The sequence below is a fragment of the Antarctobacter sediminis genome (assembly GCF_019218285.1).
GTDB lineage: Bacteria > Pseudomonadota > Alphaproteobacteria > Rhodobacterales > Rhodobacteraceae > Antarctobacter > Antarctobacter sediminis.
In genome coordinates, this window is sequence record NZ_JAHUZG010000001.1 from 1,289,230 (window position 1) to 1,316,012 (window position 26,783).

At 63.7% G+C, this 26,783-nt stretch carries 26 protein-coding genes, 1 tRNA gene and 1 pseudogene; 16 read left to right on the plus strand and 12 right to left on the minus strand.

The features are described 5' to 3' along the window. Positions 1-6: 6 nt before the first annotated feature. Positions 7-93 (minus strand) — tRNA-Leu (locus KJP30_RS06200). 172 nt (positions 94-265) lie between these two features. On the opposite strand from KJP30_RS06200, the gene lipB reads away from it, so the two are divergent. Then, positions 266-937 carry a lipoyl(octanoyl) transferase LipB gene (lipB, locus tag KJP30_RS06205; RefSeq protein WP_218448109.1) on the plus strand — a complete coding sequence of 224 codons (672 nt, stop codon included), beginning with the start codon at positions 266-268 and terminating at the stop codon, positions 935-937. A 176-nt stretch (positions 938-1,113) separates the two neighbouring features. Here lipB and KJP30_RS06210 read toward each other — a convergent pair whose 3' ends face one another. Together KJP30_RS06210 and KJP30_RS06215 are read right to left on the minus strand one after the other, a co-directional pair. Beyond that, positions 1,114-1,320: a hypothetical protein gene (locus tag KJP30_RS06210; protein WP_218448110.1), complete on the minus strand. Its 207-nt coding sequence runs from the start codon at positions 1,318-1,320 to the stop codon at positions 1,114-1,116. Positions 1,321-1,570: 250 nt separating this feature from the next. Beyond that, positions 1,571-1,777, minus strand: a complete 207-nt coding sequence (locus KJP30_RS06215) for a hypothetical protein (protein WP_218448111.1) — start codon at positions 1,775-1,777, stop codon at positions 1,571-1,573. A 288-nt stretch (positions 1,778-2,065) separates the two neighbouring features. Between KJP30_RS06215 and ctaD the strand changes: the two genes are divergently transcribed. Continuing rightward, positions 2,066-3,739 (plus strand): cytochrome c oxidase subunit I, encoded by a 1,674-nt coding sequence (gene ctaD / locus KJP30_RS06220; protein ID WP_218448112.1) that lies wholly within the window; start codon positions 2,066-2,068, stop codon positions 3,737-3,739. A gap of 70 nt (positions 3,740-3,809) precedes the next feature. Continuing rightward, on the plus strand, positions 3,810-4,367 hold the full coding sequence (locus KJP30_RS06225) for a hypothetical protein (RefSeq protein ID WP_218448113.1): 558 nt from the start codon (positions 3,810-3,812) through the stop codon (positions 4,365-4,367). Positions 4,368-4,415: 48 nt separating this feature from the next. Here the strand turns inward: KJP30_RS06225 and KJP30_RS06230 are convergent, their stop codons facing one another. Continuing rightward, entirely contained in the window at positions 4,416-5,966 is a 1,551-nt protein-coding gene (locus KJP30_RS06230) for a hypothetical protein (RefSeq protein ID WP_218448114.1), read from the minus strand. 136 nt (positions 5,967-6,102) lie between these two features. Between KJP30_RS06230 and KJP30_RS06235 the strand changes: the two genes are divergently transcribed. Then, positions 6,103-6,597 (plus strand): DUF2244 domain-containing protein, encoded by a 495-nt coding sequence (locus KJP30_RS06235; protein ID WP_218448115.1) that lies wholly within the window; start codon positions 6,103-6,105, stop codon positions 6,595-6,597. Positions 6,598-6,608: 11 nt separating this feature from the next. Continuing rightward, entirely contained in the window at positions 6,609-7,583 is a 975-nt protein-coding gene (locus KJP30_RS06240) for a hypothetical protein (RefSeq protein ID WP_246594364.1), read from the plus strand. Positions 7,584-7,672: 89 nt separating this feature from the next. Here KJP30_RS06240 and KJP30_RS06245 read toward each other — a convergent pair whose 3' ends face one another. Further along, positions 7,673-8,134: a GatB/YqeY domain-containing protein gene (locus KJP30_RS06245; protein ID WP_218448116.1), complete on the minus strand. Its 462-nt coding sequence runs from the start codon at positions 8,132-8,134 to the stop codon at positions 7,673-7,675. A gap of 181 nt (positions 8,135-8,315) precedes the next feature. Here KJP30_RS06245 and carA point away from each other — a divergent pair, with 181 nt between their 5' ends. Both carA and KJP30_RS06255 read left to right on the plus strand, forming a co-directional pair. After that, complete coding sequence (carA, locus tag KJP30_RS06250) at positions 8,316-9,470, plus strand: glutamine-hydrolyzing carbamoyl-phosphate synthase small subunit (RefSeq protein WP_218448117.1); 1,155 nt, start codon at positions 8,316-8,318, stop codon at positions 9,468-9,470. A 126-nt stretch (positions 9,471-9,596) separates the two neighbouring features. Continuing rightward, positions 9,597-11,483: a glycosyltransferase family 2 protein gene (locus KJP30_RS06255; RefSeq protein ID WP_246594365.1), complete on the plus strand. Its 1,887-nt coding sequence runs from the start codon at positions 9,597-9,599 to the stop codon at positions 11,481-11,483. Positions 11,484-11,498: 15 nt separating this feature from the next. On the opposite strand, the gene KJP30_RS06260 is transcribed toward KJP30_RS06255, so the two are convergent. Further along, the gene (locus tag KJP30_RS06260; protein ID WP_218448118.1) at positions 11,499-12,149 is read right to left on the minus strand and encodes a GntR family transcriptional regulator; all 651 of its coding nucleotides are present in this window, start codon (positions 12,147-12,149) and stop codon (positions 11,499-11,501) included. 102 nt (positions 12,150-12,251) lie between these two features. Between KJP30_RS06260 and KJP30_RS06265 the strand changes: the two genes are divergently transcribed. The 3 genes from KJP30_RS06265 to KJP30_RS06275 all read left to right on the plus strand — a co-directional run bounded on the left by KJP30_RS06265 (position 12,252) and on the right by KJP30_RS06275 (position 14,458). Then, the gene (locus KJP30_RS06265; protein WP_218448119.1) at positions 12,252-12,896 is read left to right on the plus strand and encodes a pyrimidine 5'-nucleotidase; all 645 of its coding nucleotides are present in this window, start codon (positions 12,252-12,254) and stop codon (positions 12,894-12,896) included. Positions 12,897-13,000: 104 nt separating this feature from the next. Beyond that, positions 13,001-13,207, plus strand: coding sequence for a hypothetical protein (locus KJP30_RS06270; RefSeq protein ID WP_218448120.1), 207 nt, complete (start codon positions 13,001-13,003; stop codon positions 13,205-13,207). Between the two features lie 57 nt (positions 13,208-13,264). Further along, positions 13,265-14,458, plus strand: coding sequence for a UbiH/UbiF family hydroxylase (locus KJP30_RS06275; protein WP_218448121.1), 1,194 nt, complete (start codon positions 13,265-13,267; stop codon positions 14,456-14,458). Positions 14,459-14,633: 175 nt separating this feature from the next. On the opposite strand, the gene KJP30_RS06280 is transcribed toward KJP30_RS06275, so the two are convergent. From KJP30_RS06280 to KJP30_RS06295, 4 genes are all read right to left on the minus strand, one after another. Beyond that, positions 14,634-15,758, minus strand: coding sequence for an aminotransferase class V-fold PLP-dependent enzyme (locus KJP30_RS06280; protein WP_218448122.1), 1,125 nt, complete (start codon positions 15,756-15,758; stop codon positions 14,634-14,636). A 146-nt stretch (positions 15,759-15,904) separates the two neighbouring features. Further along, positions 15,905-16,258: a hypothetical protein gene (locus KJP30_RS06285; protein ID WP_218448123.1), complete on the minus strand. Its 354-nt coding sequence runs from the start codon at positions 16,256-16,258 to the stop codon at positions 15,905-15,907. 152 nt (positions 16,259-16,410) lie between these two features. Next, complete coding sequence (locus tag KJP30_RS06290) at positions 16,411-16,866, minus strand: Lrp/AsnC family transcriptional regulator (RefSeq protein ID WP_218448124.1); 456 nt, start codon at positions 16,864-16,866, stop codon at positions 16,411-16,413. After that, positions 16,863-17,318: an Lrp/AsnC family transcriptional regulator gene (locus KJP30_RS06295; protein WP_218448125.1), complete on the minus strand. Its 456-nt coding sequence runs from the start codon at positions 17,316-17,318 to the stop codon at positions 16,863-16,865. Before KJP30_RS06295 ends, KJP30_RS06290 begins: the two co-directional genes overlap by 4 nt. A 121-nt stretch (positions 17,319-17,439) precedes the next feature. Here KJP30_RS06295 and ilvC point away from each other — a divergent pair. Together ilvC and KJP30_RS06305 are read left to right on the plus strand one after the other, a co-directional pair. Continuing rightward, positions 17,440-18,477 (plus strand): annotated as a pseudogene (gene ilvC / locus KJP30_RS06300) (ketol-acid reductoisomerase); the annotation flags it as partial. Between the two features lie 148 nt (positions 18,478-18,625). Beyond that, entirely contained in the window at positions 18,626-19,189 is a 564-nt protein-coding gene (locus KJP30_RS06305; RefSeq protein WP_218448127.1) for a hemerythrin domain-containing protein, read from the plus strand. 276 nt (positions 19,190-19,465) lie between these two features. Here the strand turns inward: KJP30_RS06305 and KJP30_RS06310 are convergent, their stop codons facing one another. Beyond that, entirely contained in the window at positions 19,466-21,289 is a 1,824-nt protein-coding gene (locus tag KJP30_RS06310) for a serine protease (RefSeq protein ID WP_218448128.1), read from the minus strand. Between the two features lie 172 nt (positions 21,290-21,461). Between KJP30_RS06310 and KJP30_RS06315 the strand changes: the two genes are divergently transcribed. Then, positions 21,462-22,391, plus strand: a complete 930-nt coding sequence (locus KJP30_RS06315; protein WP_218448129.1) for a glycine--tRNA ligase subunit alpha — start codon at positions 21,462-21,464, stop codon at positions 22,389-22,391. Positions 22,392-22,413: 22 nt separating this feature from the next. Next, positions 22,414-22,932, plus strand: coding sequence for a DUF6446 family protein (locus KJP30_RS06320; protein ID WP_218448130.1), 519 nt, complete (start codon positions 22,414-22,416; stop codon positions 22,930-22,932). A gap of 34 nt (positions 22,933-22,966) precedes the next feature. On the opposite strand, the gene KJP30_RS06325 is transcribed toward KJP30_RS06320, so the two are convergent. Continuing rightward, on the minus strand, positions 22,967-23,161 hold the full coding sequence (locus KJP30_RS06325) for a hypothetical protein (RefSeq protein WP_218448131.1): 195 nt from the start codon (positions 23,159-23,161) through the stop codon (positions 22,967-22,969). A 151-nt stretch (positions 23,162-23,312) separates the two neighbouring features. Between KJP30_RS06325 and KJP30_RS06330 the strand changes: the two genes are divergently transcribed. Together KJP30_RS06330 and glyS are read left to right on the plus strand one after the other, a co-directional pair. After that, positions 23,313-24,011: a winged helix-turn-helix transcriptional regulator gene (locus KJP30_RS06330; protein ID WP_218448132.1), complete on the plus strand. Its 699-nt coding sequence runs from the start codon at positions 23,313-23,315 to the stop codon at positions 24,009-24,011. Positions 24,012-24,468: 457 nt separating this feature from the next. After that, positions 24,469-26,697, plus strand: coding sequence for a glycine--tRNA ligase subunit beta (gene glyS / locus KJP30_RS06335; RefSeq protein WP_218448133.1), 2,229 nt, complete (start codon positions 24,469-24,471; stop codon positions 26,695-26,697). Positions 26,698-26,783: the final 86 nt, after the last annotated feature.

Below are 26,783 nucleotides of genomic sequence, written 5' to 3' on the forward strand. Positions count from 1 at the left end.
AGAGAATGGTGCGGTCGAGAAGACTCGAACTTCCACGGGAGTTACCCCACAGCGACCTCAACGCTGCGCGTCTACCAATTCCGCCACGACCGCACTGTCTTGACTTGGTGGGAGGCTCTCTAGCGAAGCCCGAAGCGGATGTGAAGAGGAAAAAACACCAAGGCGCAGTTTCTTCTGTCCGGGCACCCGTGCTGGACAATTCCCCCGCCGTCGTGGCATTCCCCGACATCGGAACAAGGAGGCGGGGCACTCTCCCGGTGGCGCCATGGAATGGAAGATCAGCGACGGGTTGACCAGCTACGAAGAGGCGCTGGCCTTCATGGAAGACCGCGCCGCCGCCATCGCAGAGGGCCGCGCCGAAGATTGCATCTGGCTGCTGGAACATCCGCCTTTGTACACCGCCGGCACCTCGGCCAAGGTCGAAGACCTGAAGGATCCCGACCGCTTTCCCGTTTACCCCTCCAAGCGCGGCGGGCAGTATACCTATCACGGCCCCGGCCAGCGGGTGGTCTATGTCATGATGGACGTCGCCAAGCGCGGGCGCGATGTGCGCTGTTTCGTTCAGGACCTTGAAAAATGGGTGATCGCGACGCTGGCGCAGTTCAACCTGACCGGACACATCCGCGAAGGGCGCGTCGGTGTCTGGATCGAACGGCCCGACCGTCCGCCCCTGCCCGATGGCCGCGTGGCCGAGGACAAGATCGCCGCCATAGGCATCCGCCTGCGCAAATGGGTCAGCTTTCACGGCATCTCGATCAATGTCGAACCCGACCTGAGCCACTTTGACGGGATCGTGCCTTGCGGCATCACCGATTACGGCGTGACCTCTCTGGTGGATCTGGGACTGCCGGTGACCATGGATGATCTGGACGTGGCGCTGCGGGCAACCTTTGACGAGGTCATGCTGGCCCCCGCCTGTGGCGACACGGCGGGCTGACCCCGCCCCGGCGCCAAACCGGCGCCAAACCGGCCACGAACGAAAAGGGGCAAGGACCGTTGTCCTCGCCCCAGGGGGCAGATGAAATTTCCCCCGCGCTTGCCTTAAATGGTCTGGTACTTGCAAAACATTCCGCAGTCCGGCGTCGGGTGGTGGCGTGCGCCGGACCGGTTGTCTCAGAGCTTGCCGGAAAAGACGTGGAACAGGATGTCTTCGCGGGCGATGCCGCGTCGGGTCAATTCCGCATCCGACAGGGACCGCAGGGCCTCGATCCGGGCGGTGCGCTGACGATAGCGACGATCAAAGGGCGTTTCGAACACGCGGGCGATCCGCTGACGCAGGCTGGCGCGGTTGGACACGAAGTTGTTGTCGAAATAGGCCATTTTGCTCTCCCCCCATCGGGAACTGGTGTTTGGCAGATGAGCCAAATCTAGGCAAAGCGCGCCGGCGTCATAAGTCGGGCATTCATGACCGTCAGGGAATCCCGACCTCTGTCCATGCCGCCGGAGACACGAAAAAAGGGGGGCGCACTCACAACGCCCCCCTTCTACAATCATGGAAAGAATACTGGGCCGAGGCCCGACAAAGATCTTGGTGATAAAAACCGTGACCGCGTAACGCGGTGTTGCGATCTCAGGCCTTGCCCGAGAAGACGTGAAGCAGGATGTCCTCGCGGGCGATGCCCCGCGCAGCGAGTTCGCCGTCCGACAGGGCGCGCAGCGCCTCGATCCGGGCGGTGCGTTGCTGATAGCGACGGTCGAAAGGCGTTTCGAACAGGCGCGCAATCCGCTGGCGCAAAGTGACGCGGTTGGAAATCAGGTTGCTGTCGAAGTAGGCCATCGTGTTCCCTCCCCGGGACGTGGTGTCGTCGTCGTTGAACAGAAATTAGCCAAAGCCGCGGCGCGCCACAGGTCCGGAAAGCCCGACCTAAGGTATTCCCGACCCGGGGCTGTCAAAGCCGGCGGACCATCCCACGCCCGATACAAGCCTCTGCGACAAAAAGGTTTGATCTGCGTCAAATCCGGCCATTGCCGCCCATGGGGTCACATTCTAGAACGTGAAAGGAACTTTGGGCGCGGACGGATTCCCGATCCGTGCCCTCTGCATAGGATCAGCAGGAGGCAAACAATGGCAGATGCAGCCATTCACGGCCACGAGCACGAAGACAACCGCGGGTTCTTTACCCGCTGGTTCATGTCGACGAACCACAAGGACATCGGGATTCTGTACCTGATCGTCTCGGCGCTCGCGGGCTTCATTTCGGTGGCTTTCACCGTCTACATGCGGCTCGAGCTCATGGAGCCGGGCGTGCAGTACATGTGCATGGAAGGGATGCGCATGTTCCCGACCGCGGTCGAGAACTGTACCCCCAACGGGCACCTCTGGAACGTGTTGATCACCGGCCACGGCATCCTGATGATGTTCTTTGTCGTGATCCCGGCGCTGTTCGGCGGTTTCGGCAACTATTTCATGCCCTTGCAGATCGGCGCGCCGGACATGGCCTTCCCGCGCATGAACAACCTGTCGTTCTGGCTGTATGTTGCCGGCACCACGCTGGCGGTTTGCTCGGTCTTTGCTCCGGGCGGCAATGGCCAGCTTGGATCGGGTGTGGGCTGGGTGCTTTATCCGCCGCTGTCGGTCAACGAAGCCGGCATGTCGATGGATCTGGCGATCTTCGCGGTCCACGTATCGGGTGCCTCGTCGATCCTTGGCGCGATCAACATGATCACCACCTTCCTGAACATGCGGACCCCGGGCATGACCCTGTTCAAGGTCCCGCTGTTCTCCTGGGCGATCTTTGTCACCTCGTGGCTGATCCTGTTGTCGCTGCCCGTTCTGGCCGGCGCGATCACCATGCTGCTGACCGACCGTAACTTTGGCACCACCTTCTTCGACCCCGCAGGTGGCGGTGACCCGATCCTGTACCAGCACATCCTGTGGTTCTTCGGCCACCCCGAAGTGTACATCGTGATCGTCCCCGGCTTTGGCATCATCAGCCACGTCGTCGCGACCTTCTCGCGCAAACCGATCTTCGGCTACCTGCCGATGGTCTGGGCGATCATCGCCATTGGCGCGCTGGGTTTCGTCGTCTGGGCGCACCACATGTACACCGTCGGCATGTCGCTGACCCAGCAGAGCTACTTCATGCTGGCCACCATGGTGATCGCGGTCCCAACTGGGGTGAAGGTCTTCTCGTGGATCGCCACGATGTGGGGCGGCTCGATCGAGTTCAAGACACCCATGCTCTGGGCCTTCGGCTTCCTGTTCCTCTTCACCGTCGGCGGCGTGACCGGCGTGGTGCTGAGCCAGGCAGGCGTGGACCGTGCCTACCATGACACCTACTACGTGGTCGCACACTTCCACTACGTGATGTCGCTGGGTGCCGTGTTCGCGATCTTCGCGGGGATCTACTTCTACTTCCCCAAGATGACCGGCCGCATGTACTCGGAATTCTGGGGCAAGATCCACTTCTGGACGATGTTCATCGGTGCGAACCTGACCTTCTTCCCGCAGCACTTCCTGGGTCGTCAGGGTATGCCGCGCCGCTACATCGACTACCCCGAGGCCTTTGCCACCTGGAACTATGTCTCCAGCTGGGGTGCCCTGATCTCCTTCGCGTCCTTCGTGCTGTTCTTTGGCATCATCATCCACGCCGTCACCCGTGGCGCCCGCGTCACCGCGGCGAACCCGTGGAACGAATATGCCGACACGCTGGAATGGACCCTGCCCTCGCCGCCGCCCGAACACACCTTCGAGCAGCTGCCGAAGCAGGAAGACTGGGACAAGGGCCACGCGCACTAAGCGCAACGGTCTGATCAAAACCAGAAAGGCCCCGTTCACGCGGGGCCTTTTTTCATGCAAAGGGGAGCACATGATATTTTACTACACCCTGCTATTCGCCTTTGGCATTATCCCCTGCGCGCTCTTCCGGCATCGCTGGCCGCATGTCCTGGTGTTCTGGACAGTGGGCGTTTCGCTGGTTCTGGCGGGTCTGTTGCTCATGGGGGCACCGATCGTCCCGCAATTTATCGTCGACGGCGGCTTGATCGTTCCACAGGATACCGCGCTGCTGCAACCGGTCCTCATGCGCAACGCCATGCTGACCGTGGCCGGTGCCGCGATCTACGTGGGACTGGCACAGTTTCAGGCCCTGCGCATGCCACATGCGCTCGCGCTTTTGTTGCTCGGCACGCTTTACATGCTGACGCAACATGACCTTTTGTTTGGCGACGGCATCACGATATTCACCGGTTTTCCGCCGGAATTGCAGGACGGGTTCGGCGAGGACTTCGCCCAACGTATTGCCGAACAGACCGCCAAACAGGCTCAGGCAACCCGCATCATCGGCTTTATCGGAGTTGCCGCGTTCCTTGGCCTTGCCGCCTATCAGCTTTGGCTGCGCCTGACCCGCGGGCCAGCGGGACACTGACCCCGAACCTGGCCACGACCTGCGGAAAGCTCGCGCGCCGCGCGCTGGTCACTCGCGCCATTCATAGACATACCGGTAGCACCCCAGCGGTTGCAGGACATAGGTGATCTGGAACCGTCCGTCCTTGAACCGGCTGCCAGCAGGCGGTTCGAAGATACCGCTCCAACTGGCGGAATGCGCCTGATTATAGGCAGTGCCGATAAAGCCATCGGGCCTGTCCTTGACGATCTTGACCGTGCCGCTGGATCCCTTGGCACAGCTTTCGCCCTCGGTCCCGTAATAGGGCATCAGGCCGCCGTGCCCCCAGTTCGCGGAATACTCCCCGGTGACGCTGGCCGACAGGGCCACCTCTTGTCCCGGGACAAGAAAGGCGGGCGGTGCGGACCATGCAAAGTTGACCACATAGGCCTCCCACGGATCGCCGCAGCGTGGCTTGCTGCGCGTGAATTGTGCGCTGCCCGCGCCGACAGTGCCCCGCGGTTCGTAACAGCTGTTATTGTCGATAAAGGTGGTCATGCCGTCCTGCCCCACCATCGCCCAATGCCCTGCGGTTGGGGCCTGAGGTTGGGGGTCGGCCTTCGGGCGCTCTTTGGGCACCTCAAGGGACATGCGACGGCCAATCTGCGCACAGCGACCTTCGAGCATGGGCAACACATAGTGCGCCAGCGCCAGACTTTGCAGCCGCGCCTGCGCGATCTCTTGCAGGTCGATGCCCACTTCGCGGTTGCGGGACGCGAGGATCGGTGACAACGCCGCGTCAAGCGCGCGATCCGCCTGTGTCTTGGCATCCTCGCGCACTGCTTCGAGGATCTTGAGCCGGGGGTCGTTGCTGTTGTCCTGATCCATTCGCGGCACATTCGGATCCTCGGGTCCGAAATGCTGAATGTAGGATAGCCGGAACTGCGCATCCGCCTCGGCATGGGCCTTTTCCCACGCGGCATAAGGCGCACGCATCGCCTCGGCTGCGCGGGCCATCGCGGCCTTGATCTCTTGGACATTTCTGTCGGCCTTGTCGCGCAGCATGTCTTGCGCGCGGCCCAGAACCGCCGCGTCCCATTCGTTCAGCACCGCATGCTGGACAATCTCCTGCACCCATCGGGCCCGGTTTTCGGCGACCCGCTGGCGGTTGGCCTCGATAATCGCATCCGGCGTCATGGCGATCTTGCGGCCGGTGTTGGCACCGTCCAGAACCACCTTGGTCCAGCCCGACGCCAGCATCAGCATCAGGTCCCATTCGTCCGGCATCTTCCAGATGGTCAACAGGGACATGGCGTAATCGTCGAACAGCTGATCCACCGTCGGCGGCAGATGGGCATCAAGATACAGCGCCGTCAGCACCGCCTTGCGGCAGTCACCGCCGCCCGCCGCATCCAGTATCTGTTGCAACTCCAAAAGATCGGATCCGTGGTAGCGATCCAGATCACGCGAGGCAGGAACCACCCAGCCTGCCTCTTGCGCCCGCGCGATATGGCGGTCGATCTCGCGCCGTGCGTCAAGGACGTCGGCAAAGGCGCTGCCTGCCACCGCACAAAAGGCCAGCACCGCCAGCCCCTGCGCCCTTCCCCGCCGCCCGGACGGCCATCGAAAAGTCTTGCTCATGAAACATCCTCCGCAAACTCTGGCTCGATGGTAGCAAGGTCCGGGATCACCCACTTTGACCCCGGACAATTCTGCTGTATATCCAACGGGATGAATTCCGCTGGCAGCTGCTGCCGGCGCCGGATGCCACGGACATATGCCTTACCACTGGACCACGCCTCCTCGCGAAACGACCCAGGAGTTGCAGCTCTGGCCGCATAACTCGCTGCCGCCGAAAGGCTTTGCCGCGATGATCCTCGGGTTTTTCCTGTTCGCCTCGGTGCCGCTTTACGGGGTGATCGGGACGGCGGTGCTGTGGGGGTTGCTGCCTTTCATGCTGGCGGCCACGGCGGCGCTGTATTTTGCGCTGCGTCGCAACCAGAGGGATCGCCAGATCCTTGAGGTGCTGACGCTTTCGCCCGAGGTCACCCATCTGACCCGGACCAATCCAAAGGGCGACCGGCAGGATTGGGAAAGCAACACCTATTGGGTCAAAGTGGCCTGCCATGAAAAGGGTGGCCCGGTGCCCTTTTACGTAACGCTCAAGGGCGACGGCCGCGAGGTCGAGATCGGCGCCTTCCTGAGCGAGGAAGAGCGCCGCGCGCTCTATAGTGACCTGACCGACGCGGTGCGCCGCGCGGCCCATCCCTGAAGGACACGGCCATGGCGCAGGCCCCTGCAACTCCAAAATGGCACCGCGCCGCGATGCGGCTGTCGGCGGCGCTGGACCGCGAAGGCTGGATCGACCGGCTGACCCCCGCCCCCAGCGAGGCCGCCGCCCTGCGGTTGCGCGATGTTCTGTCCACCCGGGTGCCGCCACTGCGCAAGCGGGTGGTCTTTCTGATCCCGCTGGTGGGGCCGGACAATGTGGGTGACTGGGATTCCGTCGCGGCGCGGTTGTCGGCCACGCTGGACTGTTTCATCGCGCAGGACGATCCCAACTGGCAGGCGGTGATCTGTTGTCAGGAGCGTCCGCCCCTGCCCGATGATCCGCGTATCAGCTTTCTACCGTTCAACGCGCCAGAGCCGGGCAATGACAAATGGCTGAAACTGGCGGCGCTGACGGCCCATCTTGACGAGATGACCCTACCGCCCAGCTATGTCATGAGCTTTGATGCCGACGATCTGCTGCGACAAGGCACCGTGCGCGAGATGCTGCGCCGGCAGGCTCCGGGCGGCTATCTCGTGCAGTCCGGGTTCGTGATGGACGACGCCACCGGGACGATCGCGCTGGCCGACAGCCCGACGTTCCGCCAACCGATGCGCAAACCTTTCTGGAAGCTCTGCGGGTCTTGCGCGGCACTGGCCCATGACCCGGACCTGCCGCAAAGCACCGCTTTCCTGCAAGCGATGACCCAGCATGAACATCGCATGTTTCCTTATCTGGCCGCGCTGGCGGGCCGCCCGTTGGCCGCCTTGTCGCAACCCTCGGTTCTCTACGTGCTGAACCACGGCGAAAATTTTGGCGCGCGTCGTGGCCGGGTCAGCTTCAAGACGCGTTTTGTCGAACGTTTCCGCATCGAGGACGCAGCGGAACTGGCCGCCATTGCCGATGGCTTTCCCATGCCTGCCGCCGAGTCCGAGCTGTCCGACACGGTCCCCGCCGCCCCGCAGGACGATCCGCAAACCGGCACCTGAAAGACCGGGCCCTTGGAAAACCCAGGGCCTGAGCCAAACGAAAAACGCCGCCCCAAGGGGACGGCGTTCAACAGATCACGGTGTCCGATTCAGGCTGACAGCCGGTCCTTAACCTTCGGCCCGACGGCGGCAAAATCCATCTGGCCGGTATATTTCGATTTCAGCACGCCCATGACGCGCCCCATGTCGCGGATCGATTCCGCGCCGACCTCGCTCATGGCCGCATCAATGGCCGCCGCGACTTCTTTGTCGTTCAGCGCACGCGGCAGGAATTCCTCGATCACCTCGATCTCGCCGGTTTCGCGTTCGGCAAGGTCCAGACGGCCTGCTTCTTCATAGCTTTTGGCGCTTTCGCGGCGCTGCTTGACCATCTTGCCAAGGATCGCCAGCACCTCGGTGTCATCGACACCGGTTTCGTTTCCATCGGCCCGGACGGCGATGTCGCGGTCCTTGATGGCGGCGTTGATCAGGCGCAGCGTCGACAGGCGGGCCTGGGCCTTGTCCTTCATCGCCTGTTTCACCGCCGCGTTCACCTTTGCACGCAGTTCCATGACCTAATCCCCTCTCGGTTCATGAAATTGTGACCCTACTTCAGGACGCCGCCTGTTGCAAGCGCAGCAATTTCAAGTCAACCCATTGAAAACGCTACATCTTTGATTTCAGAGAGAGTCTTGACCACGGCACCGCCCGGCCTTAGGTTCCGGCCAATTTGCCGCCACCGGAGTTCTGCCCATGCCTGCCGATCACGCACGCCCGACCGCCTGCCTTGCCCTTGCCGACGGGACGTTGTTCTATGGAACCGGTTTCGGCGCCACAGGGCAGACCACGGCAGAGCTCTGCTTCAACACCGCCATGACCGGCTATCAGGAGATCATGACCGATCCCTCTTATGCTGGCCAGATCGTGACCTTCACCTTCCCGCATATCGGCAACACCGGCGTAAACCCCGAGGACGATGAAACCGGCGATCCGGTGGCCGCGGGCATGGTCGTGAAATGGATGCCGACGCAAAGCTCGAACTGGCGGGCGGCACAGGAACTGGGCGACTGGCTGGCCGCACGCGGCCGCATCGCCATCGGCGGCATCGACACCCGTCGCCTGACCCGCGCCATCCGGCAGTTGGGCGCGCCTCACGTCGCGCTCGCCCATGACCCCGAGGGCAATTTCGACACCGATGCGCTGGTCGCGGCGGCACGCGGTTTCCCCGGTCTCGAGGGGCTGGACCTCGCGCTGGATGTGACCTGCGCGCAAAGCTATCGCTGGGACGAGATGCGTTGGGCATGGCCCGATGGCTATCAGCGCCAGACCGAAGCGCGGCACAAGGTTGTCGCGGTCGATTACGGCGCCAAACGCAACATCCTGCGCTGCCTTGCCTCGGCGGGTTGCGAAGTGACCGTCCTGCCCGCCACCGCCACCTTCGACGAGGTCATGGCGCATGATCCCGACGGGGTCTTCCTGTCGAACGGCCCGGGCGATCCGGCGGCCACCGGTGCCTATGCCGTGCCGATGATCCAACGTCTGCTCAAGGACACGCAATTGCCGATCTTCGGCATCTGCCTCGGGCACCAGATGCTGGCGCTTGCCGTTGGGGCCAAGACCATCAAGATGAACCACGGCCATCACGGTGCCAACCATCCCGTCAAGGAACTGTCGACCGGCAAGGTCGAGATCACCTCGATGAACCATGGTTTCGCCGTCGACAGCCAGAGCCTGCCCGAGGGTGTGCAGGAAACCCATGTTTCGCTTTTTGACGGGTCGAACTGTGGCATCCGCCTCGCTGACCGCCCCGTCTTCAGCGTGCAGCACCACCCCGAGGCCAGCCCCGGCCCGCAGGACAGCTTTTACCTGTTCGAACGCTTCGCGGCCTCGATGGACGATGCGGCCTGACCATTGATGTGCTGGCCGGACCTGTGTCCGGCCAGCACGGGTCCATCAAGTTTTAGCCAGTGGCTTAAGACTTCATTTACCTCTTGAGTGTCAACGTTCCGGTAATTATCGCAACCGGGACGCGGCATGTCCGACAATCGTCTCCATCTTGCCGAGGCCAAACTGGCCCAGGCCAAGGCCCGGCGAGGCCAGCCCATCAGCCATATCCTGATGGACGAAGGGCGGGTTGCGCCGACGGAAATGCTGGGCGCAATGGCCGAGGCAAGCCGCATCGGCCAACCGGTGCCGCAGGTCGTCGTGGCCGAGGCCATCGCCTCTCGCGAGGATGTTCTCAACGCGCAGGCCCAGCACTTCGGTGCCCTCGTCCTGCGCCGCAAGGACAGCCCGCCAGATCCCGATCTGACCGACGTGCTGCCTGCCGCCTTTTGCCTTGAGCACGGCGTGCTGCCATGGATGCGGGTGGGCGAAACCCTGTTCCTTGCCACCTCGCGCCCCGAGGACTACCCGAAACTTCTGCCGCAACTGCCACCGGACATCGGACCGGTGGTCATGGCGCTGGCTTTGGAATCCGACATTCACGCGGAAATCTCGGCCCGCGCCGGGGCCCAACTTGCCGCCGAGGCCGAAACATGGGTTCCCGCCGAAGACAGCTGTCGCGACCTTGGGCAGGTGACGCCGCGCACGCGGTTGCTTGCAACCGGTGCCGGGCTGCTCTGCCTGTTGTTGTTGATCTTCGCGCCGCGTCTGCTTTTTGCCGCTGCCCTTGGCCTGGCGCTGGGGTCGCTCTTGCTGGCGCAGGTGCTCAAGCTGGCGGCGCTGACAGCCCTGCCCAGACGGCACGTCCCGATGCGGGCCGAACTGCCCGATGACCCGCCGCTGGTGTCGATCCTCGTGCCGCTTTACCACGAGGAAGACATTGCGCAGACGCTGGTCGCGCGGTTGTCGCGCCTGACCTATCCCAAGGCCCTGCTGGATGTGGTCCTTGTTCTGGAAGCGGGAGACGAGCTGACACGGGAAACGCTTGCCCGCACGCGCCTGCCCGCCTGGATGCGCACGATCACCGTGCCGCCCGGTCAGATCACGACCAAACCCCGCGCCTTGAACTATGCCTACCGGTTCACCCGGGGCCAGATCGTCGGCATCTATGACGCCGAAGACGCCCCCGCCCCCGATCAACTCACCCGCGTCGTGGGCCATTTCGACCGCGCCCAGCCCGAGGTCGGCTGCTTGCAAGGGGTGCTGGACTATTACAACCCGCGCGCCAACTGGCTGTCACGCTGTTTCACCATCGAATACGCAAGCTGGTTCCGCATCATGCTGCCGGGACTGTCCCGGCTGGGCCTCGTGGTGCCGCTGGGCGGAACCACGGTGTTTTTCCGCCGCGATGTGCTGGAAAAGGTCTCCGGCTGGGATGCGCACAACGTCACCGAGGACGCGGATCTGGGCGTGCGGCTGGCCCGCCACGGCTACCGCACCGAACTGATTGCCTCGGTCACGCGCGAAGAAGCGAACAACCGGTTCTGGCCGTGGATCAAGCAACGCTCGCGCTGGCTCAAGGGCTATGGCATCACGTGGTGGGTGCACTCGCGCCGCCCGGTCCGGCTGTGGCGCGATCTGGGGCCGAAACGCTTTACCGGCTTTCAGATCCTTTTTCTGACAACCCTCGTGCAATTCGCGCTGGCACCGGTGCTCTGGTCCTTCTGGCTGATCCTGTTTGGCCTGCCGCATCCACTGGACCCGGTCCTGACACGCCCGTTGATCCTTGGACTGACCGCGCTGTTCCTCAGCGCCGAAGCGGTGTCGATTGTCATCGGACTGGCCGCACTGGCCCGCAGCCCGCACCGCGCGCTGTTTCCATGGGTGCCAACGCTTTTCGCCTATTTCCCGCTGGGCACTGCGGCGATCTACAAGGCGCTATGGGAAACCGCGAAAAGCCCGTTCTACTGGGACAAGACCCAGCACGGCAAATCCGCCCCCGACCGCCCCGGCACCGACACCCCGCCCGAGGGCTAGGCGCATAACCGGCGGTCAGATCGACATGTGTTCGGCGTTGTCCTGTTTCAGGCGGGTGATGAAGGCAACCGAGATATGGTCCCGCAGCGCCTTGTAGGCCGCATCCTCATCCCGCTTGGAAATCGCTTCGACGATGGCGTCATGTTCGCCAAGGGCAATTTCGCCCCGCCCCTGCACCGCCAGCGAGGTCGTCGCCATCAGCGCCATGGACCGATAGACAAGGTCCAGTTGCTGCACCAGATAGCGGTTGTGCGAAGACAGGTGAATCATGCGGTGAAAACGCCGGTTCGCCCGCGCCATGGCCGCCGGATCATTCAACAGCGCACGATCCTCCTCGATCATGTCGCGCAGGACGCGCACTTCTTCCTCGGTCGCATGGCGCGCCGCCAGCCGCGCCGCCAGCCCCTCCAGTTCAGAGCGCACGGCATAAAGCTCGGCCATCTGGTTGTGATCCAGCGAGGCGACAATCAGCGACCGCCCGTCACGCGCCAAGAGCGATTGCGTTTCCAACCGCTGCAATGCCTCGCGGATCGGCGTCCGCGACACGCCGAAACGGTCCGCCAGTTCGCTTTCCACCAGGCGGTCCCCCGGCTTGTAGATACCTGAATCGATCGCTTCCAGGATCATCGTATAGGCATCTTTTTGTGCCGGTTTGGCCTCGGCCATCGGAACCCTCCCTGCGTCCATCGCGTCACGATAACGTCACCGATGCAGGGGGTTCAAGCGGCGCGGATTGCCGCGCGCCCGCAAACACCCTAGCTAGACGCCATGACCAAGGACAGATTTGCCCATGTAAGGGCCTGGGTCTTTGACCTGGACAACACGCTCTACTCTCCGGCGGTGCGGCTCTTCGACCAGATCGAAGCCCGCATGAACGCCTATGTCATGCGCGTCACCGGCGCCGCCGCCGAAGAAGCCGCGCATCTGCGCCGCGACTACTGGGCGCGCTACGGCACCACGCTGGCGGGCCTGATGACCCACCATGAAATCGATCCCGAAGATTACCTCGTGGACGTACATGACATCTCGTTCGACGCACTGACACCGGACCCGCATCTTGCCCGGCTGATTTCGGATCTGCCCGGCCGCAAGATCGTCTATACCAACGGCAGCGCGCCCTATGCGGCACAGGTCCTCAAGGCGCGCGGACTGGATGCGGCATTCGATGCGATCTATGGCGTCGAGCACGCCGATTTCGCGCCCAAACCCCAGGCAGAAGCCTTTGAACGCGTCTTTGCCCGCGACGGGTTGACCCCGACCGAGGCCGCCATGTTCGAGGATGACCCCCGCAACCTGGCCGCCCCTCATGCCATGGGCATGCAGACGGTCCACGTGGCGCCAGAACCTGTCCCCGCGCCGCATATCCACCACCATACCGACGATCTGGGCGGGTTCCTGCGCCACCTGCGCTAAGCACCGGGCGGCTGGAACACGTCCTCCGGCATGCGTCATTTCGCACCTGTTCGCTGCACCGCAGAATGCTAAATCAAACGCAGCTCGAATAAGGAGACGCGAATATGACCATCGCCGAGACAACCACCACCGACACCGCGCCGAAACAGGCGCTCTCGGGCGAACAGACCTTCTTTCTGATCGCTCTCGTGCTGGTCGCCCTCGGCGCGGGCATGACGATTCTCTTCGGCCTGCCGGGTCTTGCCATGACGGCGCTGGCGCTTGTGCCCGTGGCCTATGCGCTGCTGATCCTGATCAGCGTCGGCAAGTAAGCCGCATGGAACATGGCACCGCCCCGCCCTAGATTGCCGGGAAAAGGAGGCAGAGCCATGGATTACGACATCGTCATTTCGGGCGGCGGCATCGCGGGACTGACCGCAGCCGCCGGTTTTGCCTCGGCCGGGTTCAAGACCCTCTGCGTCGATCCCTCGCCGCCCGTCACCGATAGTGCCGCCGAAGGCGCCGACCTGCGCACCACCGCCTTTCTGCAACCCGCGCAGGCCTTCCTTGATGAGATCGGCCTCTGGCCGCGCCTGGCCGATCACGCCATGCCATTACAGGTAATGCGCATCGTCGACGCCGGAGGCCCCGTGGCCGAACCCCGCGTGACCAAGGATTTCGACGCCGGAGACATCTCGGACAAGCCCTTCGGCTGGAACCTGCCGAACTGGTTGCTGCGCCGGGAAATGGCCGCGCGACTGGGCGAACTGGCCAATGTAGACTTCCGCCCCGGCACCGGCACAACGTCGCTGTTCACCCGCGACGGCGAAGCCCGCGTGACCCTCTCCGATGGCAGCCGCCTGCGCTGCCGGCTGGTGATCGCGGCCGACGGCCGCAACTCGCCCATGAGACAGGCCGCAGACATCGGCGTCCGCACCACGCGGTTCGGACAAAAGGCACTGGCTTTCGCGGTGACCCACCCGATCCCGCATTGCAATGTCTCGACCGAGATCCACCGCACCGGCGGCCCTTTCACCCTTGTCCCCCTACCCGACCATCAAGGCATGCCCTGCTCGGCCGTGGTTTGGATGGAAGACGGCCCCAAGGCCGAACGCCTGCGCAGGCTCGACACAGACGATTTCGAAGCAGAAATGTCCGACAGATCCTGCCGCCTGTTCGGCCCGCTGAAACTGGCCTCGCGTCGGACAATCTGGCCGATCATCGCGCAAGAGGCCGAACGCCTGAGCAGCCAGCGACTGGCCCTGATCGCCGAAGCCGCGCATGTGGTGCCACCCATCGGCGCCCAGGGGTTGAACATGAGCCTGAACGACATCGCCGCCCTGCGCGACCTCGCCATGGAAAACCCCGAAACGCTTGGCAATCAGCAGATGCTGGACACCTACCATGACGCCCGCATGCCCGATATCCGCACACGCGTTGCCGGCATCACAACACTGAACCGGATCTCGCAACTCTCGGCCGAACCACTGCGCGATATCCGCGCCAAGGGCCTCGATGCGCTCTACAGCCTTAAGCCGGTACGCAGAACGCTGATGCAAATGGGCCTTGGCGCGCGCAGTTAGAAAAAGAAAAAAAGGGGGCGCTGCCCCCTCTTGGCCTATTGGCCAATTCACCCCAGGGATATTTTCAGACAGAAGAAACTCAAAGCGCGCGTTTTTCGGCTTCTTCTTGGGAAAAATACTCCGGGGGAGTCGACCGAAGGGAGACGGGGGCAGAGCCCCCTTTTTTCGGTCCGCCTCAGAGGACCTCGTCAACCACCTTGCGCAAGCGTGCGACAGTCCCGTCGACGTCATAGAGCTTGTCGAGACCGAAAAGACCGATGCGGAAGGTGGAAAACTCCGGCGGCTCATCGCATTGCAGCGGCACGCCTGCTGCGATCTGCATACCATGGGCGGCAAAGGCCTTGCCTGTCTTGATCTCGGGATCCGCCGTATAACAGACCACAACCCCCGGCGCGCCGTAGCCTTCGGCGGCGACGGATTTCACACCGTTTTCAGCAAACATCGCGCGCACGGCATTGCCCAGGGACCATTGCGCCTCTTTCAGTTTGTCAAATCCGTAGTCCCGAGTTTCCGCCATGGTATCGCGGAAGGCGCGCAGTCCGTCCGTCGGCATGGTGGCGTGGTAGGCGTGGCCGCCATCCTCGTAGGCCCGCATGATCTGCGTCCATTTCTTGAGATCCACGGCAAAGCTGTCCGAGGTTGTTTCCTCAAGCCGTGCCAGCGCCCGCTCGGACATCATGACCAGACCGGCACAGGGCGTGGCGGACCAGCCTTTTTGCGGCGCCGAGATCAGAACATCGACGCCCGTCGCCTTCATATCGACCCATGCGCAACCCGAAGCAATACAGTCCAGCACCATCAGCGCACCGACCTCGTGTGCAGCTTTGGCCAGACGTGTGACGTAATCGTCAGGCAGGATCACCCCGGCCGAAGTTTCCACATGCGGTGCAAAGACGACATCGGGTTTGACCTCGGCGATGCGGGCCTCGACCTCTTCGATCGGCGCAGGTGCAAAGGGTGCGTCCACCGCATTTCCGGCACGCCGGGCCTTCATCACTGTTGTTTCACCGCCAAAGCCACCGGCTTCGAAAATCTGCGACCAGCGGTAGGAGAACCAGCCATTGCGGACCACCAGAACATCGGCGCCCTTGCCGAACTGGCGCGCCACCGCTTCCATGCCATAGGTGCCTCCGCCGGGCACCACCGCCACGCCATCGGCCTTGTAGACCTCGCGCAGCATTCCTGAAATATCGCGCATCACCTGCTGAAAGGTGGCACTCATGTGATTGAGCGAGCGGTCCGTGAACACCACCGAGAATTCTTCCAGACCCGTCGGGTCGATATCGTCACGCAAGGCCATCGCGTTTCCTCCAAGTTTTGCCCAGTGCTAGCCCGTCGGGCAGCCCGCGGAAAGCCCGTCAGCGACCCGCGGAACGAAAAAAGGCGGCGCATCGGGCGCCGCCTGTTTCCTTTCCTCTCCCCTCTTGGGAGAGCCGGGCCTGCCCCTCAGTGGGTCACGGCCTCGTTATAGCGATAGCTGGACACGGAAACCGCGTCACCCGCGCGGGCAAAGCTGAAATGATAGCCGGGCGCACCGGGCAGGCCCAAAACGACCTTCTCGCCATCTGCCAGGCGCATCACCAGGCGGGCGGGTCCTTCCTTGGGTTTCCCCGTGACATAGGAGGCGACCAGCTGAACATCGTCAGCGTCTTCCACCAGGAACAGGTTCATGTTCACCGGGCCTTCGTGCAGGGCGGCTCCGGACAGGGTCTTTGTCAATACGACGTCGTCGGCAAGGGCGGCGCCAGAGGTCGCAGCCAGCAGGGCCGCGGCAAGGATCGTCTTCATTGTAGTCCTCATGGCATTCATCATGTGCAGTACGCCCCCATCATCGGGGAACGCTTCTGTCTGCGGGGCGAGATATGATGTGCCTGCCGCGTCTCTTAAACGGCCAAGATTGCATAGCCGCCATGAGTTTCGCGACGTCACCCCCGGAAAAGTCTTGCCAGCGCTTACAGCGGCCCGGGACGGCGCTCCTCACTCAACAGGACATTGGCGTCCAGATTGCCGACACCCGGCAAAGTCATGATGCGCCGCCGCAGCACCCGTTCGAAATCCGGCAGGTCGCGCGCCACGACGCGCAGGCGGTAATCATAGGCCCCCAGCACGTGTTCCACGGTCTGCACCTCGGGAATGGCCGAAACGGCGCGCTCGAAATCCTCAAGGCTGACTCGCCCCTTCGTCGCCAGTTTCACGCCGAGAAAGACGGTCACTCCGAACCCAAGCGCCGCAGCGTCCACTTCCAGCCGGGCACCGCGAAACACCCCCGCCTCGCGCAACCGCTTGATCCGCCGCCAACAGGCGGGCTGCGACAGGCCCAACTGCCGCCCCAGCGCCCCCGCCGAGGCCCCCGCATCCTGCGCCAGCGCCCGCACCAGCGCGCGGTCGGTCTCGTCCAGTTCGATCACAGCGGCAAGGCCTCCTGCTCCTTGACCCGCGCCACATGCATCAATGCCTCGATGTCCGAGATATGCGGCAGGGTCAGCAACTGTTCGCGATAAAGCTGCTGGTAATGGGCCATATCGCGCGCGATCACCGAAAGGCGCACATCCACCTGTCCCAAAAAGGTCTGGATCTCCAGCACCTCGGGCACCTCGCGCGCGGCGGCGATGAATTCGTCAAAGGCGCGCGCCTGCGTCTTGTCCAGCGTCACCCGCAGGCTGACCTCAACCTCGTATCCCAGCGCGCGCCAGTCGATCACCCCGCGCACCGCCGTCAGCACGCCGGAGGCGCGCAACCGGTCCAGCCGCCGCGCCAGTGTCGAGGCCGTGACCCCGGCCCGTTCCGCCAGCGCGCCGCCGGACATCTCCGGCTCGGCCATCATGTGGCGCAGGATGCGCCGATCCGTGTCATCCAGCATGATTTCTCCACTGCACCCCAACTTGACGAATGATTTCGCTTCTTCTTGGTGAAAATACTCAAAAAACGCAACCACTCTCACTGCGCGGGGCGTAGATTGCCGGGCAGAACAACAAGACCAAGGAAGGAGCGCCGACATGCGCGTCTACTACGATCGCGATTGCGATGTGAACCTGATCAAGGACAAGAAAGTCGCCATTCTGGGTTATGGCTCGCAGGGCCACGCCCACGCGCTGAACCTGCGCGACAGTGGCGCCAAGAACGTGGCCATCGCGCTGCGCGAAGGATCGCCCTCGCGCGCCAAGTGCGAAGCCGAAGGCCTTCAGGTCATGGGCATCTCCGAAGCCGCAGCATGGTGTGACGTGATCATGTTCACCATGCCCGACGAACTTCAGGCAGAGACCTACAAGAAATACGTGCACGATCACCTGCGCGAAGGTTCGGCCATTGCATTTGCACACGGTCTGAACGTGCACTTTGGCCTGATCGAACCCAAGCCCGGCGTCGACGTCATCATGATGGCGCCCAAGGGCCCCGGCCACACCGTGCGTGGCGAATACACCAAGGGCGGCGGCGTGCCCTGCCTCGTGGCCGTTCACAACGACGCCACCGGCAAGGCGCTGGAAATCGGCCTGTCCTATTGCTCGGCCATCGGCGGCGGCCGCTCGGGCATCATCGAAACCAACTTCCGCGAAGAATGCGAAACCGACCTCTTCGGTGAGCAGGCCGTTCTCTGCGGCGGTCTGGTCGAACTGATCCGCATGGGCTTCGAAACCCTGGTCGAAGCCGGTTACGAACCGGAAATGGCCTATTTCGAGTGCCTGCACGAGGTGAAGCTGATCGTGGACCTGATCTACGAAGGCGGCATCGCCAACATGAACTACTCGATCTCGAACACCGCCGAATACGGCGAGTATGTCTCGGGTCCGCGGATCCTGCCCTACGAAGAAACCAAGGCGCGGATGAAAGCGGTCCTGACCGACATCCAGACCGGCAAATTCGTGCGTGACTTCATGCTGGAAAACGCCGTGGGCCAGCCGTCGTTCAAGGCGACCCGCCGCATCAACGACGAACACCAGATCGAAGAAACCGGCGAAAAGCTGCGGGCCATGATGCCCTGGATCTCGGCCGGCAAGATGGTCGACAAGTCCAAGAACTGATCTCCGCGCCCCGGTCCGGGGCCGGTCGGAACATGGAAACGCCCCCGTTCGCGGGGGCGTTTTTCTTTGGCCGGACTGTGCGGCGGCGGCCCCCGGCTGTGCGGTCCCGCGGATTGTTATACCATAACGTTCCGCCCATTTCCTGCCCATGACCCAGACAATCGAAACCCGCAGCGGTCTGCCCGAAGAGATGCAGACGCTGCTGCGGACCTTGCCACGCGATGGCTGGCACAGGCATCCGCATCTTGCCGACAGCACCCGTAACTGGATGCGCGCCCATCAGGGCTTTCGCCAACTGGCCGAGATCGTACAGGAGGACAGCGAAGCCTTCCTGAACAAGGATCTGTCCGAAGATGCCTATGCCGGTCGGCTGGCCCATTTCGGCAACCTTCTGGTGCGCAACCTGCACGGCCACCACACATGGGAAGACCGCAAGTTCTTTCCCGAACTCGAAGCCGCCGATCCGCGCTTTGCCGAGGGGCTGGAGATGCTGGAAAGCGATCACCTCGCGCTGGACGACCTGCTGGACCGTTTCACCCGCGGGGCCAACCGCACGGTCCAGCTTGCCACACTGGACCCGCGCCAGATGGCCGAAGAGGCGCGCCCGGTGCGCGATCACGCCGAAAGGTTGCGCGGCTTTCTGCATCGCCACCTGACCGACGAAGAGGATCTGGTGGTGCCGATCCTGCTGCACCACCGGTTGCGGGGATAGCCCTGCGCACGGTGCCGCAAGCAAACGTTAACCGCCGTGGGGCAAAACCTGCGGCGGTCGACCAGTAATCCGGATCAGCACCCCTCCCTCGGGGTCCGTTCGATCTGCGCAGTACGGGGCACATGATGCCTCCAGGGCCGGGATTGGCACTCCGGCGCTTGCGATCCGTTTCCGGCGGCCGCCGGCCTTTCATCCCGCCCGTTCCGGGCAAAGGCACAAAGAAAACCGCCCCGGTCAGACGACCGGGGCGGCGATTGGGCTGTGATCGGCGCGGGGTTATTCCCAGCAGCTGACCAGAACGGTCATTTCCGCCGCCTGCGCGGTCAGATCCTCGGGGGCCAGCGGGCTCAGCCCCCCGCGCGAGACCGGCTGGATGCCGTTGTTGCGCAGGAAATCAAGGATCATGTCCCCCTTGGCGGCAAAGCTCACCTCTTCGGGCAGGACGCGGCCACCGGGGGTTTCCTTGGGCAGCAGCATGCCCAGAACCGTGCCACCGGCATCAAAGACCGGGCCGCCCACGTCACCGGGCAGCGCCGACAGCGCCAGCCGCTTGACCTTGTCCTCGCCGCCCAGACCGCGCAGATCCTCCAGCGTGCCAAAGGTCAGCGTCGGCGCGGTCAGGACCCCGCCAAAGGAAAATCCGGCCACGGCCACTTCGGATTGCAGGCGCAACTCACCCGAACGGAACTGCGCCACCCGGCGCGGCGCAAGCCGGTCGCGCGGGGTCAGCACGGCAATGCCAAGGGCCTCGTCCACGGCCAGTACGCGCGCGTCATGCACCCCGTTCAGCGTCACCCGCTCACAGCCCGCGATCAGCGCCGCCGAGGTCAGCACCGTGCCGCGTGCTTCGATGAAAAAGCCGGTGGCGCTGGCCTTGGCGGTGCGCACCTTCAGCCCCGACACCAGATCCACCGCCTGACCATCGTCGGTCACCTGCGCCGGGTCCAGTACCCCGTCCAGCCGGGCATAGCTGTCCTGCATGATCTTCAGCACGCGCGAGCGGCGCTCTTCGTCACCGGCGGGCCAGACAAGGCCAAAGCCCTTGATCTCGCCGTTTTGCAGGCCGACCTCGAAATGCGAAACGATCCGGTCGTTGGCCCCCGTGATGTTGAAGCCGCGCGCATCACGCTTGCGTTCGCCCTCGACAGGGATGATTTCCAGCGTCTGCATGATCTCGTACAGACCAGCAAGGCTGGTGGAATCGCCCGGCTGGCTGACAAGGATCACCCGCGCGCCCATGTCCGTCTTGGGTTTGTAGATCGCAAAAGGAGATTCATAGCGGTCGAACGCGACCACACCCAGCGGCATCTGCATCGCGATCCCGGCCTGCGCATCCTGCACCAGCTGCATGTCCATGCCTTCCAGCACGGCATTGTACTGCCGCAACAGCTCGGCCCGCTGGCGCGTGCTCAGCACACCGGTCGGGTCAAAGTTGTTGGCCTCTTGCCAGCGCGACATCGAGGCGCGCGTCCCCGGGCCAAAGGCGCCGTCGATGCCGCCATCATAGAACCCCGCCCATTTCAGGGCGATCTGCAACATGTCGCGTTCCTCGCGGGTCAGCGCCCGTTCCGAGGCGCGCGCCTCCTGCACGGTTTCCTCGGGGATCTCCGGCGCAGCGGGCGCGGGATCCACCTCGGCGGCCTCGGCCACGGGATCGGCCTGCGGCACCGGTTGCGGGGTTGGTGCCGGTTGCGCTGCCGGGTCGCTGGTAACCTGCGGAACGGGCACCACGGGCGCGCCGTCATTGCGGGCCCCCACCGGCCAGAACTGCTGGCCAAAGGCGGTGTAGACCTCAAGATAGCTGTCCGCGGGAATGCTGCCCGACTGCAACAGCGCATTCAGTTGCGCCTGCGCCTGTGCCCGCGTGTAGGGGCCAAGCGCGATGCCGTACCAACCGCCACCCAACGCAAAACCGTTCACATCGGGCAAACGGCCGGCGTAATCGCGCACACTGTCCTGCGCGCTGGCCAGAGAGGTCCGCGCCTCGACCTGGATATAGACGATGTCATCTGCTGCCTGCGCTGCCGGACCATCCTGTGCCAGTGCGGCTGCCACGACCAGCACAAAAGCGATGAAGACCGAAAATAGTCTTTTTTTCATGGGAGTTATGGACCCCTTGGGTTTACAATCTCAACCTTATCCACCGACCGAGTCTTACCAGAAGCCGGGCCACATGCACGCAAAAAGGGCGTGAGGCGCGCCTCTCCTATCAGATTGACCCCGCCCGCGCACCGCCCTAATCAGGCGCCAGCCGAAAAAAGGGAGCCCTGACATGGCCGAGAGCCTGCAGACGCCACGCAGTTTCCAGGAGATCATCCTGCGCCTTCAGACCTATTGGTCCACCAAGGGCTGCGCGATTCTTCAGCCCTACGACATGGAAGTGGGCGCCGGCACCTTTCACCCGGCTACCACCCTGCGCGCGCTGGGTCCGCGCCCCTGGGCCGCCGCCTATGTGCAGCCCTCGCGCCGTCCGACCGATGGCCGCTACGGTGAAAACCCAAACCGGCTCCAGCATTATTACCAGTACCAGGTGCTGATCAAACCCTCGCCGCCGGATCTTCAGGCCCTCTACCTGGGCAGCCTCGAAGCGATCGGCATCGATATGTCGCTGCATGACGTGCGCTTTGTCGAAGACGACTGGGAAAGCCCGACACTGGGCGCATGGGGGCTTGGCTGGGAAGTCTGGTGCGACGGTATGGAAGTCAGCCAGTTCACCTATTTCCAGCAGGTCGGCGGGCATGATTGCACCCCCGTCTCGGGCGAACTGACCTACGGTCTGGAACGTCTGGCCATGTATGTTCTGGGCATCGACCACGTGATGGACATGCCCTTCAACGATCCGCAAAGCCCGCAGCCGCTGACCTATGGCGATGTCTTCCGCCAGACCGAAGAGGAATTTTCGCGCTGGAACTTCGACGTGGCCGACACCGACGTGCTTCTGCGTCATTTCGAAGAGGCCGAAGCAGAATGCGCCCGCATCCTGTCGCAGGAGCCGCAGGACCCCAAGATGGGCCGCCGCATCGTCATGGCCCATCCCGCCTATGACCAGACCATCAAGGCCAGCCACATCTTCAACCTGCTGGACGCGCGCGGCGTGATCTCGGTCACCGAACGCCAAAGCTATATCGGCCGGGTGCGCGCGCTGGCCAAGATGTGCGCCGATGCTTTCGTGATGACCGAGGCCGGCGGCCATTCGGCATAACCGCGCCAGTCAGGGGGCAAAGATGACCGCAGGCAAATTCATGGCGGTGGCGATTGTGGCCGTGGCGCTGATCTTTGGCGCCGTGGTCTATTACGCCCAGGTCTACTACTTTTACGAAACCCTCGACGCCACCGGCCCCGAGGATGTCATGCTGACAACGCTGCAAGGCGACCGCATCGCCCTGCCCCACAGCGATTTCCGCGCCATCGACGCTGACAGTTCGCCGATCCGCTTCCGGGCCTGTTTCACGACGGATGTGACCCCGGCCGAGGCCGCCCAAACCTTCGAACCCTACGAAGGCAGCCAGCCACGCAACGCGCCGGGCTGGTTCGACTGTTTCGACGCCGAAACGCTGGGCGATACCATCGCCGCAGGCAAGGCGCAGGTCTTCACCGGCCAGCGCAACCTCGAATTCGGCATCGACCGCGTGGTGGCGATCACCGACGACGGTCGCGGCTATATCTGGCACGAGATCAACGAATGTGGCGACAAGGCCTATGACGGCACGCCGCTGGGCGACGACTGCCCGCCACGCAACTGAACGCGCGGGGCCGATCCCGGCCCCACGCCGCCCCTCACGCGATCCACGGCGGAACCACGCCCAGGATTATCACCGGCACAAAGACCAGCGCCGCGACCGAAACCAGCTTGACCAGCCCGCGCCGGTCACGGGTCTTTTCGGTTCGATAGGCGCGTAACCCGCCGGGGCTGGCCGCGCGTTCCACATCCTTCAAATAACGCTTGTGGGCGAGGAAAGCAGGGTCCTGCATGTCGGTCTCCTTTTCAAATCTGGATGCCTGACAGACTGCCGGACCGCGCCCCCTTGCAGGGAGTGCAGAAGCTGAAGCGCCCCCGGTACAGAATGTGAACTGGATCGCCCGGGCCCCGGTTTGCTAGGCTTGTCCAAACAGGAGACAGGCCATGAACTCCAAGCCCTACGGGTTGCTCTGCGCCATGACCCATGCCTGCGAGGTGCTTGAACCGCGCTGGACCATCCCCATCCTGTCAGAGATGTGGGGCGGCTCGACCCGGTTCAACGACATCCGCCGCGGCGTCGGCAACATCTCCCCGGCGCTGCTGTCGAAACGTCTCAAGGAACTGGAAGCCCAAGGCCTGATCGAACGGATCGAGGATCCGGCCAGCGGACAGGTCGACTACCTGCGGACCGAACGCGCAATCGCCCTCGAACCTGCACTGGACGCGCTGGCCGCCTGGGCGCAATGCAACCTAGAAGCCCGCGTCGCCCTCTCGGACCTCGACGTCTCCAACCTCATGTGGAGCCTGCGCAAGCTGATCCACGTCGACCAGTTGCCGAACCGGCAGGTGGTGATCCAGTTCCGGTTCAGCGACCCCGGACTGGAATACGACACCTATTGGGCGCTCAGCCGCCCCGGCTTCCCGGTCGAGATCTGCTCGACCAACCCCGGCCATGAGGTCGACCTTTTCGTGGAAACCGACCGCGTATCCTTCGCCTCGATCCTGCTCAGCCGCACAACCATCCCCCGCGAACTGGACGAAGGCCGCCTGTTCCTCAGCGGCAACGCCCTGCTGGCGCGCACCATGGACAAATGGCTCTACCACCGCATCAAGGAAGACCGCCGCAATATCCGCCAACTGTGACCCCAACCAGCGGCAACACTGCGCATCCCGCCCCACCAGAACCACCGTCCCCCCTTCTTCTGTCCAGAAATATCCCGGGGAGCGCGAGGGGCTGGCCCCTCGCTTTTTTCTTTGTGCTCGCCTTCGGCGAGACGGGCTGGCCCCTCGCTTTTTTCTTTGTGCTCGCCTCCGGCGAGACGGGCTGGCCCCTCGCTTTTTCTTTGTGCTCGCCTTCGGCGAGACGGGCTGGCCCCTCGCACATTCCCCACGCTCACCACCAGCAAGGCGGCCCGGCCCCTCGCACATTCCCCATGCTCACCACCCGCAAGACATCCCGGCCCCTCGCGACCTCCACACACCCGCCTGCCCCGCCCCCGGACACGACCACCGCTTAACCGCTTGCCGCCAAGGCTCCGGGCAGGTACTCACCCGACGACCCCGCGCAGACGCGGATCTTCAGACTTCTGCTGGTGACACGATGCCCGACCTCCTGATCGAACTCTTCTCCGAGGAAATTCCCGCCCGCATGCAGGCCAAGGCCGCGCAGGACCTCAAGAAGCTGATGACCGATGGTCTGGTCGAGGCCGGCCTGACCTATTCCGGGGCCGAAGCCTTTTCGACCCCGCGCCGCTTGGCGCTGACCGTACACGGGCTGTCGGGCGAAAGCCCCACCCTGCGCGAGGAACGCCGCGGCCCCAAGGTGGGCGCGCCGGACAAGGCGCTCGAAGGTTTCATGCGCGGCGCGGGCGTCACCCGCGACCAGTTGGAAGAGCGCGAAGAGAAAAAAGGCGCCTTCTACTATGCCACCGTCGTCACTCCGGGCCGCCCGGCGGCACAGATCGTGGCCGAGGTGCTGGAAAAGACTGTCCGCAACTTCCCATGGCCGAAATCCATGCGCTGGGGGGCCGGAACCCTGCGTTGGGTGCGCCCGCTGCACCGCATCCTTTGCCTGATGTATGACGAAGGCGGCGACCACCCGATCGACGTGACCATCGACGGCATCGCCGCCGGTCAGACCACCGAGGGCCACCGTTTCATGGGATCTGGCGCCTTCGACGTGACCAGTTTCGAAGATTACGAAACCCGGTTGAAACGCGCCTTCGTGATCCTCAACCCCGAAGAACGCGCCAACACGATCTGGCACGACGCCACCAACATGGCCTTCGCCCAGGGGCTGGAAGTAGTCGAGGACAAGGGCCTGTTGCAAGAGGTCGCCGGGCTGGTGGAATGGCCCGTGGTGCTGATGGGGGACATCGGCGAGGAATTCCTTGGCCTGCCGCCCGAGGTGCTGCAAACCTCGATGAAAGAACATCAAAAGTTCTTCTCGGTGCGCAACCCGGCCACCGGGCGGATCGAGAAATTCATCACCGTCGCCAATATCGAAACCGCCGACAACGGCGCGACGATCCTCGCCGGCAACCAGAAGGTGCTGGCCGCCCGCCTGTCCGATGCGCGGTTCTTCTGGGAAAACGACCTGCGGGTGGCCAAGGAAAAAGGCCTGTCCGCATGGACCGACCGCCTGGGCAACGTCACGTTCCACAACAAACTGGGATCGCAGCGCGACCGGATCGCGCGCATCACCGCGCTTGCGCGTGACATCGCCCCCGCCGCGGGCGCCGACCGCCACCTCGCGGGCGAAGCGGCGGATGTGGCCAAGGCCGATCTTTCGTCCGAAATGGTCTATGAATTCCCCGAATTGCAGGGCCTCATGGGCCGCTACTATGCCGAGGCCGCAGGCCTGCCCGCCGAGGTGGCCGCCGCCTGCGAAAACCACTATGCACCGCTGGGCCCTTCCGATGACGTGCCCACCGCGCCGGTCTCTGTCAGCGTGGCGCTGGCGGACAAGCTGGACACGCTGACCGGCTTCTGGGCCATTGACGAAAAGCCCACCGGGTCCAAGGACCCCTACGCACTGCGCCGCGCCGCCCTTGGCGTGATCCGGCTGGTGCTGGAAAACGACCTGCGCCTGAACCTCGACCGCTACATCGACGCGCAACTGGTGCGCCACAAGATCGCGCTCCGGGACGGCGATCTGGCCGATGAACAGCGCGCCGAACTGGAACAACTGGTGGACGAGATCGCCGACCACGGCGTTTTCGGGGCCGCATGGGAGGTGCTGCGCGACAAGCTGAAAGCCCCCGAAAAGGTCGAACCGGTGGTCGCCCCGGTGCCGGATCTGTCGGAGGATCTGCTGGGCTTCTTCCATGACCGGCTCAAGGTCTTCCTGCGCGATCAGGGGATCCGCCACGACGTGATCGACGCCTGCCTTGCCATGCAGAGCCGCGACGACATCGCGCTGGTGGTCAAACGCGCGCGCGCGCTTTCGGCCTTCCTTGGCACCGAGGATGGCGAGAACCTGCTGCAAGGGTTCAAACGCGCCAACAACATCCTGACCCAGGCCGAGGATAACGACGGCGTCGAATACAGCTTTGGCGCAGACGTGAAATTCGCCGAGACCGAAGAGGAACGCACCCTTTTCACCGCGCTCGAATCCGCCGAGGCACGCATCGCCCCGGCAATGAAGGCCCAAGATTTCGAAACCGCGATGGAGGCGATGGCCGCTCTGCGCGCGCCCATCGATGCCTTCTTCGAAGCGGTGCAGGTGAATGCCGACAACCAGGTGGTGCGCCGCAACCGCCTGAACATGCTGGGCACGATCCGCAAGACCTGCCTGCAAGTCGCCGACCTGACCAAGGTCGAAGGCTGATCCAGCTTCCCCCTCCTTCCGGAGGGGGCCGTCCTTTCCCGGACAGCGCCGGACACACGCGCCGCCGATTCGCGCGCGGCCGGTTG